This window comes from Flagellimonas sp., assembly GCF_965233845.1.
Taxonomy (GTDB): Bacteria; Bacteroidota; Bacteroidia; order Flavobacteriales; family Flavobacteriaceae; genus Flagellimonas.
The window spans coordinates 667,403-688,321 of the sequence record NZ_OZ247584.1 but is presented as its reverse complement, the minus strand read 5'-3'; the positions used below and the strand labels follow the sequence as shown (position 1 = coordinate 688,321).

The 20,919-nt window shown below is 44.6% G+C and carries 9 protein-coding genes; all 9 read right to left on the bottom strand.

Going from position 1 to position 20,919, the window contains the following annotated elements:
• The 9 genes from ACO6S0_RS03060 to ACO6S0_RS03020 all read right to left on the bottom strand — a co-directional run bounded on the left by ACO6S0_RS03060 (position 1) and on the right by ACO6S0_RS03020 (position 20,919).
• On the bottom strand, positions 1–273 hold the full coding sequence (locus tag ACO6S0_RS03060) for a hypothetical protein (protein WP_422350556.1): 273 nt from the start codon (positions 271–273) through the stop codon (positions 1–3).
• Between the two features lie 24 nt (positions 274–297).
• Positions 298–1,266 (bottom strand): type I phosphomannose isomerase catalytic subunit, encoded by a 969-nt coding sequence (locus ACO6S0_RS03055; RefSeq protein ID WP_422350555.1) that lies wholly within the window; start codon positions 1,264–1,266, stop codon positions 298–300.
• Between the two features lies 1 nt (position 1,267).
• A complete protein-coding gene (locus ACO6S0_RS03050) occupies positions 1,268–1,675 on the bottom strand; it encodes a 6-pyruvoyl trahydropterin synthase family protein (RefSeq protein ID WP_422350554.1) in 408 nt (135 codons plus the stop codon).
• Entirely contained in the window at positions 1,665–2,204 is a 540-nt protein-coding gene (gene idi / locus ACO6S0_RS03045; RefSeq protein ID WP_422350553.1) for an isopentenyl-diphosphate Delta-isomerase, read from the bottom strand. The genes ACO6S0_RS03050 and idi overlap by 11 nt, the downstream gene beginning before the upstream one ends.
• A gap of 73 nt (positions 2,205–2,277) precedes the next feature.
• Entirely contained in the window at positions 2,278–3,189 is a 912-nt protein-coding gene (locus tag ACO6S0_RS03040) for a type IX secretion system membrane protein PorP/SprF (protein WP_422350552.1), read from the bottom strand.
• 47 nt (positions 3,190–3,236) lie between these two features.
• Complete coding sequence (locus ACO6S0_RS03035) at positions 3,237–5,258, bottom strand: gliding motility-associated C-terminal domain-containing protein (RefSeq protein WP_422350551.1); 2,022 nt, start codon at positions 5,256–5,258, stop codon at positions 3,237–3,239.
• A 21-nt stretch (positions 5,259–5,279) separates the two neighbouring features.
• Positions 5,280–14,006 (bottom strand): beta strand repeat-containing protein, encoded by an 8,727-nt coding sequence (locus ACO6S0_RS03030; protein WP_422350550.1) that lies wholly within the window; start codon positions 14,004–14,006, stop codon positions 5,280–5,282.
• Between the two features lie 333 nt (positions 14,007–14,339).
• Entirely contained in the window at positions 14,340–18,815 is a 4,476-nt protein-coding gene (locus tag ACO6S0_RS03025) for a beta strand repeat-containing protein (RefSeq protein WP_422350549.1), read from the bottom strand.
• A 148-nt stretch (positions 18,816–18,963) separates the two neighbouring features.
• The gene (locus ACO6S0_RS03020; RefSeq protein ID WP_422350548.1) at positions 18,964–20,919 is read right to left on the bottom strand and encodes an OmpA family protein; all 1,956 of its coding nucleotides are present in this window, start codon (positions 20,917–20,919) and stop codon (positions 18,964–18,966) included.

Sequence of the window (20,919 nt, the reverse complement as noted above, 5' to 3'; positions counted from 1 at the left end):
CTAGTTGGAGAGCTTGTTGAACTCTTGAACCAAAGCCGTTGCCTTTTCTTCCAATAGATTTCGGATATTTTTAAAATGGGCTTTGTGGTTTTCCACATCCTTTTGATGGATTTTGGCCATAAGCTCATCAAAAACGTTAATGGCTTTGTCAATGATTGCCGTTCCCTCTTCTGAATCCTTTTTGTCAGAACCAGCTTCCCACAGGTAGACCGCCTCAATAATGTCTCCCAAGACAAAATTGACATCTTTTTTTAAATCGCGAATACTTGCCATACTAGTGTTTTTTCAAATGTACTATTAAATGGTAACTTCTAAAAGTTTGACTCCTTCTGTAGCAATGTTTATTTTGGTGCTGGCAGCAGGAACCAATACTGTTTCACCTTTCTTAATGAGAGTGCTGCCTCCATTATTGCTTATGTTCGCTTCCCCTCCCACACACATGTAAATAGTGAAGGAATCCCTGTTTGTGACATCCTGTTCCAGGGAATTGGTAAGTTCCATGAAATTGGTTTTAAAATATGGGCAATCCACCATTTCATTCACCTTGTCCAGTTCATTGGAATAATTCACCTTAAAATCATCCTTCTTGGAATAATCCATGGCATCCAAAGCCAATTCGGTGTGCAATTCCCGGAGGTTTCCGTTTTTATCCCTTCGGTTAAAGTCGAAAACCCTGTATGTGACATCTGAAGTCTGCTGGATTTCCGCTAGCAATACCCCAGCCCCAATTGCATGGATTTTGCCTGTATTGATAAAAAAAGTATCTCCTTCAGCTACTTCCTCATAGTTCATTAAACTTTCCAAGGTTCCTTCCTCCAAGCTTTTTACATACTCCTCCTTTTCCACATCCCTGTTAAAACCTACAATCAGTTTTGCTCCTGGATCGGCGTCCATCACATACCACATTTCAGTTTTTCCGAAGGAATTATGCCTTTTTTTGGCCAATTCATCATTGGGGTGCAACTGAATGGACAAGTCTTGTTTGGCGTCAATAAACTTGATCAAAATGGGAAAATCCAATCCAAAACGCTCGACCACACTTTTACCCAATAAGGCCTCTCCATTACTTTGAATGAGTTCTTGCAACGAAGTGCCCTTCAAATCTCCATTTTCAACCACGGAAATATCACCATCAACCCCAGAAAGCTCCCAGCTTTCACCAGTAATTTCGCTTTCTATGGATTTGTTCAGTACATCTTTTAGCTTGGTTCCACCCCAAAGTCGTTCTTTAAGAATGGGAGTAAATTTTAAAGGGTAATTGTTCATTTTATCCTGAGTATGTTACAAAATTTCGAGGGGTCTCATAGAGCACCACCTCAAGTTCTTTGTCTTTATGAATATGTGGTCTTAGTTTATTCCAGATTACGATTGCAATGTTTTCTGCAGTGGGGTTCAATTCCTTGAATTCCGGAACATCCAAGTTCAAATTTTTATGATCTAAGGCCTCTTCCACATGCTCCTTGATCAATTCTTTCAAAATCTTTAGATCCATAACAAAACCGGTTTCTGGATCAATTTCTCCCGTAACGCTCACAATAAGGTCGTAGTTGTGTCCGTGGTATCTGGGATTGTTACATTTTCCAAAGATGGCATCGTTCTTTTCATCGCTCCAATCCGCCCTAAACAATCGATGTGCAGCATTGAAACTTGCCTTTCTGCTTGCCTTAACCTTCATGTTCTGTTTTATTATCGGTTAGGTAATCATAAAAACGCTCAAAAATAATCTTGAACCAGGCCGTATACTTATCTGGATTTTGAGCTATATCCTGTTTGATATCCGAAGGTTGCATCCATTTCCAACCTTCAACTTCCTCGGGATTTATTTGTGGCGAATCGTTGTAATGACCCATCATCACATGATCTAGCTCATGCTCTGTTAGGCCATTGTCAAAAGGAGCTTTATAAATAAAGGAAAACAGCTCTCGAAGCTCTGTGGAAAATCCCATTTCCTCCATCAATCGCCTTTTACCAGCTTGAATATTGGTTTCACCGTCACGTTGGTGGCTGCAACAAGTGTTGGTCCATAAAAGTGGGGAATGGTACTTATCCTTGGCCCGCTGTTGCAACATGGTCTCCCCTTTATTGTTCATTATAAAAACGGAAAAAGCTCTGTGAAGTACTGCTTTTTCATGGGCTTCCATCTTGGGCATCAAGCCAATGGGTTCATCATTGGTGTTGACCAATATCACCTTTTCCTCTTCCATGGGGTAAAAATATGACCTTTGTCACGATTTAGGCCCTAAGAGTTTCTAAAAAATGTGGCTTTTGCTGAATTCTTTAGAAGAATCGAGGGGATTTTAGGTTCCCCAAATTCTTGATGAAATCGTATCTGAAGATTACTTCGAAAGAGCCATCATTAAATGTGGCAGCACCCAAATCCGTAATTTCCCGATCGTAGGCGAGTCCCAAAAAGATTTCATCAGACAGCCGGAAGCCCACAAGCCCGCTGAAGGCAGCATCCCATCGGTACGCAATTCCTCCAACAAATTTCTCATTGAGCATGAAGTTGGCCGAGAGGTCCACTTGCAAGGGAGCCCCTTGGACCATTTTACCCAAAACGGTTGGTTTAAATTTTAAGAAGGGATTGATATCCCATACATATCCAGTAATCATGTACCAGTTGATACGTTCTGTGGCGGTGGATACCGAAGCTTCATCAAAATGTGTTGTTTCCAACAGTCTGGGCACAGATGCACCGGCATAAAATCGGTCGGTATGATAATACACCCCGGCCCCAATATTGGGTGAAAACTTGTTACGGATATCCTGTTGGGCCTGTAATTGTGGATCGATCTCAAATTCGTCCAATTCTGAATACCGAATGTCCAACATATGGGCACTGGCCTTTAGACCAAAGCTCAGTTTACCATCAAAAGAAGTTTGAATGGTATAGGAGAAATCCACATCAAAATAGGTTTCTGAGGTGGGCCCAATTTTATCATTTACCACAGAAATACCAAGGCCAACACCTCGGTACCCCAAAGGAGTATGTACGTTGAGCGTTTGGGTTTCAGGTGCACCATCCAATCCCAACCATTGGTTCCTATATAGGGCGGCTATGCTTAAATGCCCCCGGGAGCCTGCATAACCAGGATTTACGCTTACCGTGTTATACATGTATTGGGTATACTGGGCATCCTGCTGCGCATGCATCGAAGAAGCCAAGCACAACGCTATCAAAATTCGCAACCATTTTATTTTTTTCCTAATATCCTTTACCACAACTTCAAATTCGTTTATCGGTTAATGTATAGGTAGCCTGATAGCTGGTTCATTCTTCCTGTTGGGTCTTGGTAGTCTATGATATAGAAATACGTACCTACTGGGAGTTTGTTGTCCTTGTTAACAGTTACCCTTCCTTCAGAAGTGCCGTCGAAGACATTTCCGGTGGTGTTGTATGACTTGGTTGCGTAGACCTGCACACCCCATCTGTTATAAATCTTTACTGTGTTGTTTGGATAATCTTCTAAATTATTTATGGTGAATACATCATGGATTCCGTCTCCATTTGGCGTTATCACATTGATCACATCAATGGCATCAACTTGGGTTGGCCCAAGATCAGAATCAAGATAGTTCGGTATATTATCCCCATCCGAATCGTCATTAGCGTAGTTGCCGTCACCATTCAAATCTTCGTCAATGGTGGCAATTCCGTCATCATCGTCGTCTTCATCTCTATAATCTAGCACCCCATCCGAATCGGTATCCATCAAGTTGGTAATAGGATCATCAATTTCATCGTTCACATCAATATCTATGGCTGTTGAACCTTCAAATGCATCATCAAGTCCATCATTGTCCTTATCTGACCCTGTTATGGTTACATCGGCAATCCCGTCTTGATCTCGGTCATTTCCTTCAATTAGGTCTGGTACATTATCATCATCACTATCCTCATCTACATAATCTGGAATGCCATCTCCTTCGGTATCAACCGGAATCAATCCCACGTTTCCTCCATTTTCGTAAGCATCATCCAAGCCATTGTCATTGGCATCGGTCAAGCTAGGTGGGATATATCCGAATGTGGGTTGGGCCTCCACATTATCTGGAATACCGTCGTTATCACTGTCTATGTCCAGATAATCAGGAATACCATCCGCGTCCGTATCTGTGGGATTCGTAGTGGGATCGTTATCATTATCCGTGTTCAAATCCTCAAAAGCGTCAACAATTCCATCATTATCAGCATCTAAATCGACGGTAGGAACATTCACCATAATGGTAATAGTGGCAGTACTGCAGTTAGCTGTGCCATCACAAATGGTATAATCTAGGGAATCAGTTCCCAAATAGCCTGGATTTGGGGTATACGTAATGAAATCATCCGAAGGATTGGTCGGTGTTCCATTATCATTTAACACGATGGATCCATTTGTTGGGCTTGTAGTTGTAATACTTCCAGTTATCGGAAGATCATTGTCATTGGCCAACATGTCAATGTCCAAGGCAACATCTTGATCTGTAGCTACCGAATCATCCAAGGCATCCACAATTGGGAGCACATCAACAGTTACTGTTGCGGTGCTACATGCCCCAAATAAGTTGCATAAGGTATAATCAAAAGTGTCAGTTCCGTTGAAATCTGGATCCGGTATGTAGGTCACAATATCGTCCGTTGGGTCATTGGTCGTACCATTGTCGTTAATGGTCACGCTTCCGTTTGCAGGATCCGTTGTGGTAAGAATGCCATCGGTTGGTAAATCCGTATCATTGGCGAAAATATCCACCACCACACTGTCATCTTCATCCACAGAAGCAATGTCATCCACCAAATTACCGGATTGACTCATACAAACCACTGTGAATCGTGGGAGTTCGCTGGAATTCCCTGCTTTGCTTATGGTAGCCACATAGCGTTCCACGGTTTGGGTGCTGGTCACTGTGGGTTGGGTCTGATCTCCTGAGAGCGCAGGGTTCCAACTAACCGTGGCTCCCGAGGGAATACTGGCTGCAATATTCAAGGTAACCTGATTGTCTGGAGCAGCACAATCCGTTAAAATAAAGTATCCAGTTGCATTGGATCCACAAAGGGTTCCGTCATAGGTGGCAAAATACACTCCCGGTTGAGTAGCTTCGTAAAAAAAGTCCGTCCCCAGTACTGTTCCCAAATCTGAGGCCTCATACCATTGATAGTTGGTTTCATCACCACTATTGGGAGCTTGTAGCAAGAATTGTGCTTGAGATAACTGGGTTCCAAAAAACAGGACCAGTAATGGTATTAATAAAGACTTATGTGGGGCAAATAATCTCAAAATCTTTGTTCAGTCTTTATGTTATTTTACAACGAATACAACATTGATCAATGAATTGTAACCTGTTGGTACCGCATCTACTGTATAAGACATAACTCCCGTATCACTAATAGATACCCCAGAGAATACGCTTGTATCATAATAGGTGATATAATAATGCAATTCATTGGCCGCATAGGTTGGAATAGCACTCGGTGCCGAGGGGTTACTAACCGCTGGGCTTCCATATTGGGCCACATATTGGGCATGTAAATCGATTGGCGTAGCCGCTCCTACCGAAGAAGCAGGTACAGCAATTGAAGGTGGGTAGAAAATTCGCGCAGCTTTTGATGTAATGGGCGCAATGGCTTGAATAGCCTCTTCTACCGTTGTTTCGTTTGTGGGTGATGCTTCTCCTGCTTCATCCATGTCCACAGGGGTAACCAAATCTACTTCGCTGGCGTTTTGATCATCGGTACTCACAGCACTTATGTCAACGGTAACCGGAGCAGCACCATCGTCCTGCAAGGAGATTGCAAGCTCACCAGTACCTGAGTTGAACGTAAAGCTATCCACCGTTTGGTCATCGGTATCTGTATCTATGCTGCTGATGTCAACCGTGTTACCTCCGCTAATGGACAGGTCCGTTCCGGTTAAGGAAAGGGTCTGCGAATCCGTGTTCACACCAGAGATATCAATGGTGTTTCCATCCACGATGGTCAAGTCGGTTCCAGACAAGCTTAAAGTTTGGTCGTCGGTGTCCGTATCAATACTACTGATATCGATGGTGTTTCCGTCTGCGATGGTCAAATCAGTTCCCGATAGGCTCAGGGTCTGGTCATCGGTGTCCACATATCCACTCAGGTCAACAGAGTTACCATCCGCAATGGCAAGGGTGTTACCCGTCAAGCTCAAGGTCTGGTCATCGGTATCTGTATCTATGCTGCTGATGTCAACCGTGTTACCTCCGCTAATGGACAGGTCGGTCCCGCTTAAAGAAAGGGTCTGTGCGTCCGTGTTCACATATCCACTCAAATCGACAGAGTTACCGTCAGCGATAGCAAGGGTGTTCCCCGTCAAGCTCAAGGTCTGGTCATCGGTATCAATTGAGCTGATATCAATAGTGTTACCATCCGCAATGGTCAAATCTGTTCCTGATAAACTTAGAGTCTGGTCGTCAGTGTCAACATACCCGCTCAGGTCAACAGAGTTACCATCCGCAATGGCAAGGGTGTTACCGGTCAGGCTCAAAGTTTGATCGTCCGTATCCACATATCCACTCAAATCGACAGAGTTACCGTCCGCAATGGCAAGGGTGTTTCCTGTCAAGCTCAAGGTCTGGTCATCGGTATCAATTGAGCTGATATCAATAGTGTTACCATCCGCAATGGTCAAATCTGTTCCTGATAAACTTAGAGTCTGGTCGTCAGTGTCAACATACCCGCTCAGGTCAACAGAGTTACCATCCGCAATGGCAAGGGTGTTACCGGTCAGGCTCAAAGTTTGATCGTCCGTATCCACATATCCACTCAAATCGACAGAGTTACCGTCCGCAATGGCAAGGGTGTTTCCTGTCAAGCTCAAGGTCTGGTCATCAGTATCTGTATCAATGCTGCTGATGTCAACCGTATTTCCCCCACTAATGGAAAGGTCAGTCCCAGTCAAAGACAGGGTCTGGGAATCTGTATTCACCCCTGAAATATCTATCGTGTTCCCATCGGCAATCGTCAAATCAGTTCCCGATAGGCTCAGAGTTTGGTCGTCGGTGTCCACATATCCACTTAAATCAACAGAGTTACCGTCCGCAATGGCAAGGGTGTTCCCCGTCAAACTCAAGGTCTGGTCGTCAGTGTCAACATAGCCGCTCAGGTCCACCGAGTCAATGGCAAGGGTGTTCCCCGTCAAGCTCAAGGTCTGGTCATCAGTATCTGTATCAATGCTACTGTCAACTGTGTTTCCTCCACTGATGGAAAGGTCAGTCCCGGTCAGGGAAAGCGTCTGTGCATCTGTGTTCACACCGGAGATATCAATGGTGTTTCCATCAGCAATCGTAAGATCAGTTCCGGATAGGCTTAATGTTTGATCATCGGTATCCACATATCCGCTCAAATCGACAGAGTTACCGTCCGCAATGGCAAGGGTGTTTCCTGTCAGGCTCAAGGTCTGGTCGTCTGTATCGGTATCTATGCTACTGATGTCAACCGTGTTTCCTCCACTGATGGAAAGGTCAGTCCCGGTCAAAGAAAGGGTCTGTGCGTCCGTGTTCACACCAGAGATATCAATGGTGTTTCCATCCACGATGGTCAAGTCGGTTCCAGACAAGCTTAAGGTTTGGTCGTCGGTATCCACATATCCACTTAAATCAACAGAGTTACCGTCCGCAATGGCGTTACCATCGGCAATGGTCAGATCAGTTCCGGATAGGCTTAATGTCTGATCGTCCGTATCCACATATCCGCTCAAATCAACTGAGTTACCGTCCGCAATGGCAAGGGTGTTCCCAGTCAAACTCAAGGTCTGGTCATCCGTGTCCGTGTCAATGCTACTGATATCAATCGTATTACCATCAGCAATCGTAAGATCAGTTCCGGATAGGCTCAAAGTCTGGTCGTCAGTGTCAACATAACCGCTCAAATCGACGGAGTTTCCATCAGCAATCGCAAGAGTGTTTCCTGTTAGGCTCAAGGTCTGGTCATCGGTATCCACATATCCACTTAAATCAACGGAGTTACCATCCGCAATGGCAAGGGTGTTACCCGTCAAACTCAAGGTCTGGTCATCGGTATCAATTGAGCTGATATCAATGGTGTTACCATCCGCAATGGTCAAATCTGTTCCTGATAAACTTAGAGTCTGGTCGTCAGTATCAACATACCCGCTTAAATCAACTGAGTTTCCATCAGCTATGGCCAGGGTGTTACCGGTAAGGCTCAAGGTCTGGTCGTCTGTATCCACACTGGAGATATCTATAGTATTACCATCAACGATGGTCAAATCTGTTCCTGATATACTTAAGGTCTGGTCGTCCGTATCCACATATCCACTTAAATCAACAGAGTTACCGTCCGCAATGGCAAGGGTGTTTCCTGTCAAACTCAAGGTCTGGTCATCGGTATCCGTGTCAATGCTGCTAATATCTATGGTGTTACCATCCGCAATGGTCAAATCTGTTCCTGATAAACTTAGAGTCTGGTCGTCAGTGTCAACATACCCGCTCAGGTCAACAGAGTTACCATCCGCAATGGCAAGGGTGTTACCGGTCAGGCTCAAAGTTTGATCGTCCGTGTCCACATATCCGCTCAAATCGACAGAGTTACCGTCCGCAATGGCAAGGGTGTTCCCCGTCAAGCTCAAGGTCTGGTCATCAGTATCTGTATCTATGCTACTGATGTCGACTGTGTTCCCCCCACTAATGGAAAGGTCAGTCCCGGTCAGGGAAAGCGTCTGTGCATCTGTGTTCACACCGGAGATATCAATGGTGTTTCCATCAGCAATCGTAAGATCAGTTCCGGATAGGCTTAATGTTTGATCATCGGTATCCACATATCCGCTCAAATCGACGGAGTTCCCGTCCGCAATGGCAAGGGTGTTACCGGTCAAACTCAAGGTCTGGTCATCGGTATCCGTGTCGATGCTACTGATATCAATCGTGTTACCATCGGCAATGGTCAGATCCGTTCCGGATAGGCTCAAAGTTTGATCGTCTGTATCCACATATCCGCTTAAATCAACAGAGTTACCGTCCGCAATGGCAAGGGTGTTACCGGTCAAGCTCAAGGTCTGGTCATCGGTATCTACATATCCGCTCAAATCGACGGAGTTCCCGTCCTCAATGGCAAGGGTGTTACCGGTCAAACTCAAGGTCTGGTCATCGGTATCTGTATCAATGCTGCTGATGTCAACCGTGTTTCCTCCACTGATGGAAAGGTCAGTCCCAGTTAAAGACAGGGTCTGCGCATCCGTGTTCACATATCCACTTAAATCAACGGAGTTACCATCCGCAATGGCAAGGGTGTTACCGGTCAGGCTCAAGGTCTGGTCATCAGTATCTGTATCAATGCTACTGATATCAATCGTATTACCATCAGCAATCGTAAGATCAGTTCCGGATAGGCTCAAAGTCTGGTCGTCAGTGTCAACATAGCCGCTCAAATCGACGGAGTTCCCGTCCGCAATGGCAAGGGTGTTCCCCGTCAAGCTCAAGGTCTGGTCATCAGTATCTGTATCAATGCTACTGATGTCAACTGTGTTTCCTCCACTGATGGAAAGGTCAGTTCCTGTCAAGGAAAGGGTCTGTGCATCTGTGTTCACACCGGAGATATCAATGGTGTTTCCATCAGCAATCGTAAGATCAGTTCCGGATAGGCTTAATGTTTGATCATCGGTATCCACATATCCGCTCAAATCGACAGAGTTACCGTCCGCAATGGCAAGGGTGTTACCAGTCAAACTCAAGGTCTGGTCGTCAGTATCAACATAGCCGCTCAGGTCAACAGAGTTACCGTCCGCAATGGCAAGGGTGTTACCGGTCAAACTCAGAGTCTGGTCATCGGTATCCGTGTCAATGCTGCTGATATCAATCGTGTTACCATCAGTAATGGTCAAATCCGTTCCAGATAAGCTTAATGTCTGATCATCAGTTCCCGTAAATGTCGTTGCGGTACCGTTTTCACTGGTATAGGTGTATGTCCCATCCAAATTGTCCGTTAAGGTGGTTATCGTTTCTGAAATACTAACGGAGGCTACATTCAAATAAAGTCCCCCATCTGTTCCAAAAGAAATGTCATTATTGGCATTGGCACTGATCAAATCAACGGTTGAGGGTGCAACCCCGTCATCCTGCAATGAAATGTTCAACTCACCAGCCACCATGGAAAGTCCGTCTATAGCCTGGTCATCCGTATCGGTGTCTATGCTGCTAATGTCTATAGTGTTACCATCCGCTATTGTTAAATCTGTCCCTGACAAACTCAAAGTTTGGTCATCCGTATCCGTATCGATGCTGCTGATATCAACCGTGTTACCTCCACTTATGGATAGGTCGGTTCCGGTCAAAGATAGGGTCTGGGAATCTGTATTGACACCAGAGATGTCTATGGTATTTCCATCAACAATAGTAAGGTCTGTACCCGATAAACTTAAAGTCTGGTCATCGGTATCTGTGTCAATGCTGCTGATATCAATCGTGTTGCCATCAGCAATGGTCAAATCCGTTCCGGATAGGCTTAATGTCTGATCATCGGTATCCACATATCCACTTAAATCAACCGAGTTTCCATCAGCTATGGCAAGGGTATTTCCTGTCAAACTCAAGGTCTGGTCATCTGTATCCGTGTCGATGCTACTGATATCAATGGTGTTACCATCTGCAATGGTCAAATCCGTGCCGGATAGGCTCAAAGTCTGGTCGTCAGTATCCACATATCCGCTCAGGTCAACAGAATTCCCATCTGCAATCGAGAGGGTGTTGCCCGTCAGGCTCAGGGTCTGGTCATCGGTATCAATTGAGCTGATATCAATGGTGTTACCATCCGCAATGGTCAAATCCGTGCCGGATAGGCTCAAAGTCTGGTCGTCAGTGTCAACATAGCCGCTCAGGTCCACTGAGTTCCCGTCCGCAATGGCAAGGGTGTTCCCTGTTAGGCTCAAGGTCTGGTCGTCTGTATCGGTATCTATGCTACTGATGTCAACCGTGTTTCCTCCACTGATGGAAAGGTCAGTCCCGGTCAAGGAAAGTGTCTGTGCGTCCGTGTTCACACCAGAGATATCAATGGTGTTTCCATCCACGATGGTCAAGTCGGTTCCAGACAAGCTTAAGGTTTGGTCATCGGTATCTGTATCAATGCTGCTGATATCTATGGTATTACCATTCGCAATGGTCAGATCAGTTCCGGATAGGCTTAATGTCTGATCGTCAGTATCCACATATCCGCTCAAATCCACAGAATTCCCATCTGCAATCGAGAGGGTGTTGCCCGTCAGGCTCAGGGTCTGGTCATCAGTATCTGTATCAACACCGCTGATATCGATTGTGTTACCATCAGAAATGGTCAGATCGGTTCCGGATAGGCTTAATGTTTGATCATCGGTATCCACATATCCACTTAAATCGACAGAGTTACCATCCGCAATGGCAAGGGTGTTGCCTGTCAAGCTCAAGGTCTGGTCATCGGTATCAATGCTGCTAATATCTATGGTATTACCGTCTGTAATCGTCAAATCCGTTCCGGAAAGACTTAGAGTCTGGTCGTCCGTATCTACATAGCCGCTCAGGTCCACTGAGTTACCGTCCGCAATGGCAAGGGTGTTACCGGTCAAACTCAGAGTCTGGTCATCAGTTCCCGTAAATGTCGTTGCGGTACCATTTTCACTGGTATAGGTGTATGTCCCATCCAGATTGTCCGTTAGGGTGGTTATCGTTTCGGAAATACTAACGGAGGCTACATTCAAATAAAGTCCCCCATCTGTTCCAAAAGTAATGTCATTATTGGCATTGGCACTGATCAAATCAACGGTTGAGGGTGCAACCCCGTCATCCTGCAATGAAATGTTCAACTCACCAGCTACCATGGAAAGTCCGTCTATAGCCTGGTCATCAGTATCGGTGTCTATGCTGCTAATGTCTATAGTATTACCATCCGCTATTGTTAAATCTGTCCCTGACAAACTCAAAGTTTGGTCATCCGTGTCCGTGTCGATGCTACTGATATCAACCGTGTTACCTCCACTTATGGATAGGTCGGTTCCGGTCAAGGAAAGGGTCTGCGAATCCGTGTTCACACCGGAAATATCGATGGTGTTCCCATCCACAATTGTAAGATCTGTACCTGACAAGCTCAATGTTTGGTCATCCGTGTCCGTATCAATGCTGCTAATGTCTATTGTGTTTCCATCCGTAATGGTCAAATCTGTTCCGGAAAGACTTAAGGTCTGGTCGTCCGTATCGGTGTCGATAGAGCTAATGTCAACTGTGTTCCCCCCACTAATGGAAAGGTCGGTCCCGGTCAAGGAAAGGGTCTGTGCGTCCGTGTTCACATATCCACTTAAATCAACGGAGTTTCCATCAGCAATCGCAAGAGTGTTTCCTGTTAGGCTCAAGGTCTGGTCATCGGTATCCACATATCCACTTAAATCAACTGAGTTTCCATCAGCTATGGCAAGGGTGTTCCCTGTCAAACTCAAGGTCTGGTCATCCGTGTCCGTGTCAATGCTACTGATATCAATCGTATTACCATCAGCAATCGTAAGATCAGTTCCGGATAGGCTCAAAGTCTGGTCGTCAGTGTCAACATAACCGCTCAAATCGACGGAGTTACCGTCCGCAATGGAAAGCGTATTCCCTGTTAGGCTCAAGGTCTGGTCATCCGTGTCCGTGTCAATGCTACTGATGTCAACCGTGTTACCTCCACTTATGGACAGGTCGGTTCCGGTCAAGGAAAGTGTCTGAGAATCCGTGTTCACACCGGAAATATCGATGGTGTTCCCATCCACAATGGTCAAATCCGTTCCGGAAAGACTTAAGGTCTGGTCGTCCGTATCGGTGTCGATAGAGCTAATGTCAACTGTGTTCCCCCCACTAATGGAAAGGTCGGTCCCGGTCAAGGAAAGGGTCTGTGCGTCCGTGTTCACATATCCACTTAAATCAACGGAGTTTCCATCGGCAATCGCAAGAGTGTTCCCTGTCAAACTCAAGGTCTGGTCATCGGTATCAATTGAGCTGATATCAATGGTGTTACCATCCGCAATGGTCAAATCCGTTCCGGATAGGCTTAATGTTTGATCATCGGTATCCACATAGCCGCTCAGGTCCACTGAGTTCCCGTCCGCAATGGCAAGGGTGTTTCCAGTCAAACTCAAGGTCTGGTCATCTGTGTCCGTGTCAATGCTGCTGATATCAACCGTGTTCCCCCCACTAATGGATAGGTCGGTTCCGGTCAATGAAAGGGTCTGTGAATCTGTATTGACTCCAGAGATGTCTATCGTATTTCCATCTACAATGGTAAGGTCTGTTCCGGACAAACTCAAGGTCTGGTCATCGGTATCCGTGTCAATGCTGCTGATATCGATTGTGTTACCATCAGAAATGGTCAGATCGGTTCCCGATAAACTTAGAGTCTGGTCGTCTGTATCGGTGTCGATAGAGCTAATGTCAACTGTGTTACCTCCGCTAATGGACAGGTCTGTACCTGTCAAAGAAAGGGTCTGGGAATCTGTATTGACTCCAGAAATATCAATGGTATTTCCATCGGTAATGGTCAAATCTGAACCAGACAGACTCAAAGTCTGATCATCGGTGTCTGTATCTACCAAAGCTGCAATTGAGGCAAGAGCCACTGAAAATGTATTCGCGTCGGAATCCGTAATTTCAAGGTTGGTGTTCGTTCCATCAATTCCAAAAGAAGTAATTGTTGTATTGGTATCTGTAAGTGTATCGCTTAAACTGCTTAAATCAACACTTACATTTCCCCCATTTTCCAATGTCAATGTCAATTCGTTTGTAGCTCCATCCAACGTAAACCCAGTTAACTGCTGATCATCTGTCGATGTCAATTCCCAAGAATCACCATCCCAGAAATAAATGGTTCCCGTATTGGTATTGACATAAACGTCTCCTGTATCTGCACCAGCTGGGGTTATTGCTCCGGCCGCGGTGACCACAGTTCCACTCAAGACTTCGCAGTTACATTGATCTTGTAGGGTTACTGTGGTTTGAGAAAATGCAATTCCTGTGAAAAGCATAAGAACTGCAACTAAGATGCTCTTTTTCATGGGGTTATGATTAGTAGACATCGGGTCTGGGTTGAATTATTGTAATTGTTAGAGCTTAATAAAGCTTTTAAATCATTTGTTCTTTTTGCATAGTATTTCTACACTTTACAAAATTACCCTTACCACTAGGGGGGGAAAATATTTGTTGTGTACGCTTGAAATCCGACGGTATAGGGTTTAAATTCTGAGGTTACCCTTTTACTTTTAGCCGAAAAGTTGGAGGTAGTTGGTCGATTAAACCAAGGCAGTAAAAGGCTAAAGCGCATAGCAAAATTGATTTTTAGGCTCTTAAATTGGATGAAATGGCCGTAAGAATTGGATGTAAAAACAGGTTTAATCCCTATTTACCCGATACGTAATTCCGCGATTGGTTATTACCGTAGGAATGAGCAAAATGGAAATTGGTGAAAACTCCGATGTAGAGTTGCTCAAGGTAGCCGTAGCGGTAATCAAATCTCCGCCAGAAGGTATTACGGTCAATGGAATGAAGAACTCAAATGCATTGGTGTTGTCCGTATTTCCATCGGCATCCGAATAGGCTGAAACACTGCCATCTGTATCGGAACCACCACCTTCAACTGCTGTACCCAGGAAGGTCTGACCTTCACCGTAGTCTATGGATAGGCCTAATTGATTGTCACCACTTGTTGCGGTTCCTTCACTAACATCCGTTAAGAAAAACTCCAAAGTTGTTCCAGGTCTTGACCAACCCTTCACCACAAGGTTCGAACCAGATAGATAGGTTGATTCAATGATTGGGAAGTTCAACAAATTGTTGGGTCCACTATCTGCATCTCCATTATCGTTTACGGTAATGCCATCCCCGTCTCCTGCTGCCGCATCCAAATCAATGCCTAGAGCTGCAGAGGAAGTTCCATTGGCATATATGGAGTTTTGGCTGATTAGATTACCTGTACCGCCTATGACAACTATTCCTGCGCCACCGTTGCTATAAATTCGATTATTAGTTAGTTGCGAGTTATCCCCAGCGACCAACACACCCATATTCTCTACATTTCCAGAGCAGTTACCACCATCTTGACCCGAGGCTGTAATTGCATTTTCGGTTATGATCAAAGCTCCTGAGCTAGCTGAGGCATCTATACCTGATGCAGCGGCATTTTCAATCAGGTTTTGTTGAATGGTTATTCCATTTCCTCCCAGAATCTCAATATTGTCATCGCAAGGCTGATCTCCATTGGAAGTAATATGATTGTTTTGAATTAAACTGCTTGTCCCTCCATTAATTCGTATTCCGGTATCTGTATTTGTGGCGATGTAATTGCCATCTATAGTTAAGTTTCCTCCCAATATCTCCACACCATAATCTACATTACCACCATTGGAACCCTGGGCATTGACCCCCAAAAGGTTGGATGTAATGTTCACTGTTCCGCTATTTATCTGGATTGCAGCGTTATCGTTTGCGTATATAGCCAAGTTTCTGACGGTAGCATTGGACTGCACATCAAAAACATCCCCCAAATCTCTATGTACTTGGATTTCAGGTCTGGAATACGTTGGTAAGCTAATTGCAGAAGTTCCTACAGTACTACCTCCCGAACCTACTGTCCCTGAATTGGTATCCCCAGAATATGCCGTTTGGGTACGACCATCAATGATGGTATTGTCACCTGTAATGGCGTTGAGCGGTGTGGAGGGTGAAATGGTAATATCAAAGTATCCACTTGAGTAATTCGAGTCCGCTGTTCTTCCCAATGCGTCTGAACTTGGTGGAATCATAAAGATAGAGGTATCTTCACCTGCAGCTGGATCAAAAATAGCGTTTGCCCCAATATCCAATCCTGTTTCATCCAGATTGTTTGCATTTATGATGAATTGTCCCAAAGAACCTTGACCATCGCCATTTGTATTCACAATAGTGTTAAAGTTGAATCCGAAATCCAAGCCTACAATACCATTACTTGCAATGGTTATATCCGAAGCAGTTTGAGCACCGGTCAATGTCCCCAGCCCTACATCTTCTGCAGCAGGGTTGGCCCCTCCCACTTCATCGGTGACATCGAGAAGCAAGGCCGCCGAGCCGTAATTTCTATAGGTTTGCACGGGGAAACAACTAGCACAAGCTATTCCTCCTCCTCTTGAAGATCTAACTGTTGCATTTACCACACGTACTGTATATGTACCGTCTGCCATACCACCAAAGGTGTAGTCTCCGTTACTGTCCGTTGTGGTACTTTCCACATAGGTATCTGAGGAATCATACAATTCCAAAGTTGTGTTTTCTATTCCAATCCCAGAGGCTGTGGCCATGTCCCTACCTGCACCTCCTGGGTAATTTATGTCCTCAAAAACAGTTCCTGTCACCAAGTTTGACTGTACCCTGATCATTACAGCATTAAAGAAAACCGCATCGGAGGCCACAGAAACGTTTGCGGTTACCTGGGAATCCCCGGGTGAGATATAGGTAGATATTCCATAGGTATCCAAATCTAGTCCATAGGTGGTAGCATCATTATAGACAGGAAGTTGGGTGTCATCATAAATAGTTGAATTATAGGCATTGTTTCCAGTTTGCCCACCATCCCCACTCAAGGTATAGGTAGTACTTGCCTCATTGGTTATGGAGAGGGTTTCCGAGGCTCCTGAGAGCGTGTCGTCCCCTTCCCAAGATAAAAAGGTGGCTTTGGCACCGGATCCCGCTATGGCATAAAACGAATCCAGAGTAAAGGAATCACTATCATTTCGCAAACGCTGAAATCCTTGGTACAAGTTAATACTGGATGCCGGCAAGGTTGGGTCGTCGTAATATACCATCAATGCCCAACCTCCCAAAACACCTTGGCTGCTACAATTGCTTGTATTGTCTATGGTCAAATCTGCAAAGTCATACGTATTTGTGGAAGGATTGGCCACACCTGTTACAATGGAGGTTACATCACTCAGGTAACTCCAATATGTGGCGGAATGGGCGTTGTATGCCACATCGGCGGTCACCGCCTGCCCTTCTAAAGTAACATTGGCATCCATAACAGAGCTGGAATGCGCCCAGTATAAGTACGCTTTTCTGATGGTTGCTGTTACCGGTATGGGAGCTATGAGTGTTCCAGAACTTGTATTGGTCACAGCACAGGGGTCTGTTCCGTTATCCGAAGTCCTTAAGGTATTTCCTGTAACCACATAATCCACATTTCCATGAAACTCTTCATATAAGGTCAATGGGGCATCCGAAATTATCTGGGAATTAATGGTTCCCGTTGCGGTATCGGAATAATCCACAGCCCCATCTGAGGAGGCCGTAAATTCTATTGTAAAAGTTTCATCATTTTCTATGACGGCATCGTCCGTAATGGGGACAACAATTAAATTGGAATCTCCCAAGGTTCCATTAAAACTAAGAGTGCCGGTTGTACTTGTATAATCACTTCCGGCAATTGCCGTACCATCCACCGTCTGAAAATTTACGGTGAAGGGGCCTGAAGCATCAACTACAGTGTGGGTTACAGTGAACAATGCATTACCTGCATCCTCATCAACTGCAACGTCGGCAATGGTAACCGTAGGACCAGGAAAATAGCATGAAACCGTAGCGTCCCAGCCATCATCTATTACGCTAGAATCAGAGGTAAATCTAAATGTAAGACAACCAGAAACATCTGTTGAGGTAATGGTGGTCGGTGGGGGATTGCCGTTATGGTATTGACCTATCAGGGTTCCTCCTGTTGATGTTCCTTCGTAAACATATAGAAAGTCATAACCGTTTTCAACATCAAATGAATTAAATGTAATTCTGGTAAAACTTCCTCCCGTATCTGGACAAATGGTGTACGTAAGGTCTTCATTGTTACTGTAAGTGGCTCCAATACCTCCAGAATCCATAAATATATCGTTACAGGAATTTTCGGTTACCCCATCGGTTATAACAAGGCCATCATTGTCGCTTATTGTTCCCGTTGCAGTATCGGAGTAATCCACAGAACCGTCTGAAGATGCCGTAAATTGGATGGAAAAGGCCTCGGAGCTTTCCACCGTTCCATCGTCTGTAATGGGTACTGAAATAGTATCTGTATCTCCGCTGGTGCCATTGAAGTTCAGCGTGCCACTGGTATAGGTATAATCACTCCCCGAAATAGCCGTACCATTTACGGTTTGATAATTTACCGTAAACGCTCCGGAAGCATTGGCCCCGGTGTGGGTCACGGTAAAAATGGCATTGCCAGTGCCTTCATCAAAAGTGAGGTCGCCGATTGTAACCACAGGATTTGTTGTTGCGGTAAACAGCACATTGTCTATATAGATGGTCTCACTTCCACCCCAACCAGAGTCTCCACCAATTAACCGGATGGAGGAATTAGAGGAAATTTGGTCTGCTGTCAAATTATGGGAGACAGACCCTGTGCTTGTACTATTTATCGTGGCAACGGTTTGGTAAGAAGATGTATTGTTGTTCCACAACTGCACCAAAAGGGACTCGTTACCCCTGGAAGTGGCATCATAGTCCAGATCTAATGTTACACTGGAAGCGCCGGACAAATCCAAATCCCTTGCAATATACCTACCATCCAAATTATTGAATTCCAATTCATTACCCGAAATCTCAATTCTACCATTGAAAGGGCTGTCATCGTCATTGGTTTCATCCCAGCTAGTGGCAAAATTTTGTGTGCCATTGTTGTTGGAATAGGAGGTGGAACTAAAGTTGTCGCGATAGGTATCCTGCCCCATCACAGAGAAACAGGCAAAAACAAATAGCACGTTGCATAGTGCAATTGTTCTTTTTAGAGGTTTTATTTTGGTAAGCATATAGTTAGTGGAATATACTTTTTCCAAATGTAACCGTAGTTCCATGCGCCTCTAAATAATTGTTGTGAAAGGGCTTATCGATAAAGTGAACGGGTATAAATATGGGGTGAGGAATAACCGCTTTGAGCTATAAATACAAAAAAAGGAACCTGAATTTGAGGTTCCTTTTTACATAATACGTAAAAATATTACGCTATTCGAATATGATGAATTCCGATCTTCGGTTTAACTGGTGCTCATCGCTTGAACAGCGAACCCCATTACTACAGTTATTTACCAGTCGTTTTTCTCCAAAGCCTTCTCCTTGTAGCCTTTCTGCGGCTATTCCTTTGGAAATCATATAATTTACGGTGGATTCCGCCCTCTTCTGGGACAGCCACAAGTTATAGGCATCATTACCCCTACTGTCGGTATGGGAATTCACCTTGATTTTCAAGCTAGGGTATTTCTCCATGGCCACGATGACCTTTTGAATCTCAATTTCGGCATCTGGACGAATGTTATACTTGTTCAAATCAAAGTAGATAGTACTTAGCTGTAGCAACTTGGCCAAGTCATCACCGAAACCTCCCGTGACCACATCACGTTCCAGGTAAAAGTCCACAATTCTTGGTTTGCCATAGGACTTGTTGAGGTATTCTTCGGCCGGAACATATCCATCCCTTGAGGCACGCACAAAATTACCTTTGGAACAATCCAAACTTAGTACATAATTGCCCTGAGAATCCGTCAAGGTGGATGATACCTCCTTATTTTCCTCATCAATGATCATTACTGTTGCGCCTGCCAAAACTTCATTGGAAATCCTATCCCTGACCGTTCCGGTCACTTCTTGGATACAATCCAAGACCAAGGGCTCGTTCTCTGTAAACTCGTAAATATCGTCTTCACCCATACCGCCTTCGCGATTGGATGAGAAGTAGCCAATCTTGGTTTCACTATCCAGGATAAAGGCAAAATCATCTTGATTCCCATTTACTGGTTTTCCCACATTTACCACAGGTTCGTTAAAACTTCCAAAAGTGATCTTGGTTGCAAAAACGTCCAAACCTCCCAAGCCGGGATGCCCATCCGAAGAAAAATACAATATCCCTTCCTGGGTTATATAAGGAAAGGTCTCCCGAGCTCTTGTATTGATATTTTTACCCAAATTGATAATAGGTCCGTAAGTTCCATCACCAATAATTTCTGTATAAAATATATCGGACTCTCCCACAGAACCTGGCATATCCGAAACAAAATAAAGTTTCTTCCCGTCCGGACTCAGGACTGGATGGGCCACGGAATACGAATCGCTGTTGAAGGGCAATTCCAAGATGTTGGTCCATTCGCCATCCACCAATTCAGCACTATAAATTTTAAGCCTGATGATACCTTGTTCATCCTTGTATTTTTTGCCATCCAAGAAGTTGTTCCTTGTAAAATACATGGTAGTCCCATCCTTGGAAACCACAGAAGTGGATTCGTGGAGTCTTGTGTTTACATCCCCGGGAACCTTGACCACACGGTCATTGGAAACACTATCTGCATTGACCTTATACAAATCCAAGAAATCCTTGGAGTTCCATGTATGTCTGTACCTTGCCAAATTTCCAGTATCCCTGTCCGAAGAAAATATCAGTCCCTTTTCGTAGAATGCTGCTGCAAAATCCGAGTACTTGCTGTTATAGGCAAAGGGTTTTACACTGAACCTTCCTGAATTCTCCTCAATCTTGGCTAAGTAATCCTCATCTGAAGGAAAGTCTCCTTGGGCGGTCATCTGCTTGAACTTGGACATTATATCCGAAGCCGCATCGTATTCCCCAAGAGTTTTTAAACTCTGTGCATACCTAAAGAAGTAATCCGGTTCTGTTTCATCAGGATAGGCCTCGGCCAACCTTTTGTAAACATTTGCTGCCTCTTCGTATTTGGCATTAAAGTAATAGGCATTTCCCAAGCGTTTCAACAAATCCTGGGATACATATCCTTTATCCAATACCTTTTTATAAATATCTATGGCCGGACTAAAGGAATATTCGTTATAGCGTTCGTCCGCCTTGGCCTGGGCTTTGGCTCCCTGTTTTTCATTCACCTTTACCTCCTCCTGAGACCAAAATGGGCTAGAATATCCTAGAAAAACAATTACAAGGATTAGTATTCTTTTTTGCAT

Coding starts and splice junctions, on each gene's coding strand:
- ACO6S0_RS03025 (WP_422350549.1), bottom strand. CDS start 18,815: ATGGAACTACGGTTACATTTGGAAAAAGTATATTCCACTAACTATATG.
- ACO6S0_RS03060 (WP_422350556.1), bottom strand. CDS start 273: ATGGCAAGTATTCGCGATTTAAAAAAAGATGTCAATTTTGTCTTGGGA.
- idi (WP_422350553.1), bottom strand. CDS start 2,204: ATGGAAGAGGAAAAGGTGATATTGGTCAACACCAATGATGAACCCATT.
- ACO6S0_RS03020 (WP_422350548.1), bottom strand. CDS start 20,919: ATGCAAAAAAGAATACTAATCCTTGTAATTGTTTTTCTAGGATATTCT.
- ACO6S0_RS03030 (WP_422350550.1), bottom strand. CDS start 14,006: ATGAAAAAGAGCATCTTAGTTGCAGTTCTTATGCTTTTCACAGGAATT.
- ACO6S0_RS03050 (WP_422350554.1), bottom strand. CDS start 1,675: ATGAAGGTTAAGGCAAGCAGAAAGGCAAGTTTCAATGCTGCACATCGA.
- ACO6S0_RS03055 (WP_422350555.1), bottom strand. CDS start 1,266: ATGAACAATTACCCTTTAAAATTTACTCCCATTCTTAAAGAACGACTT.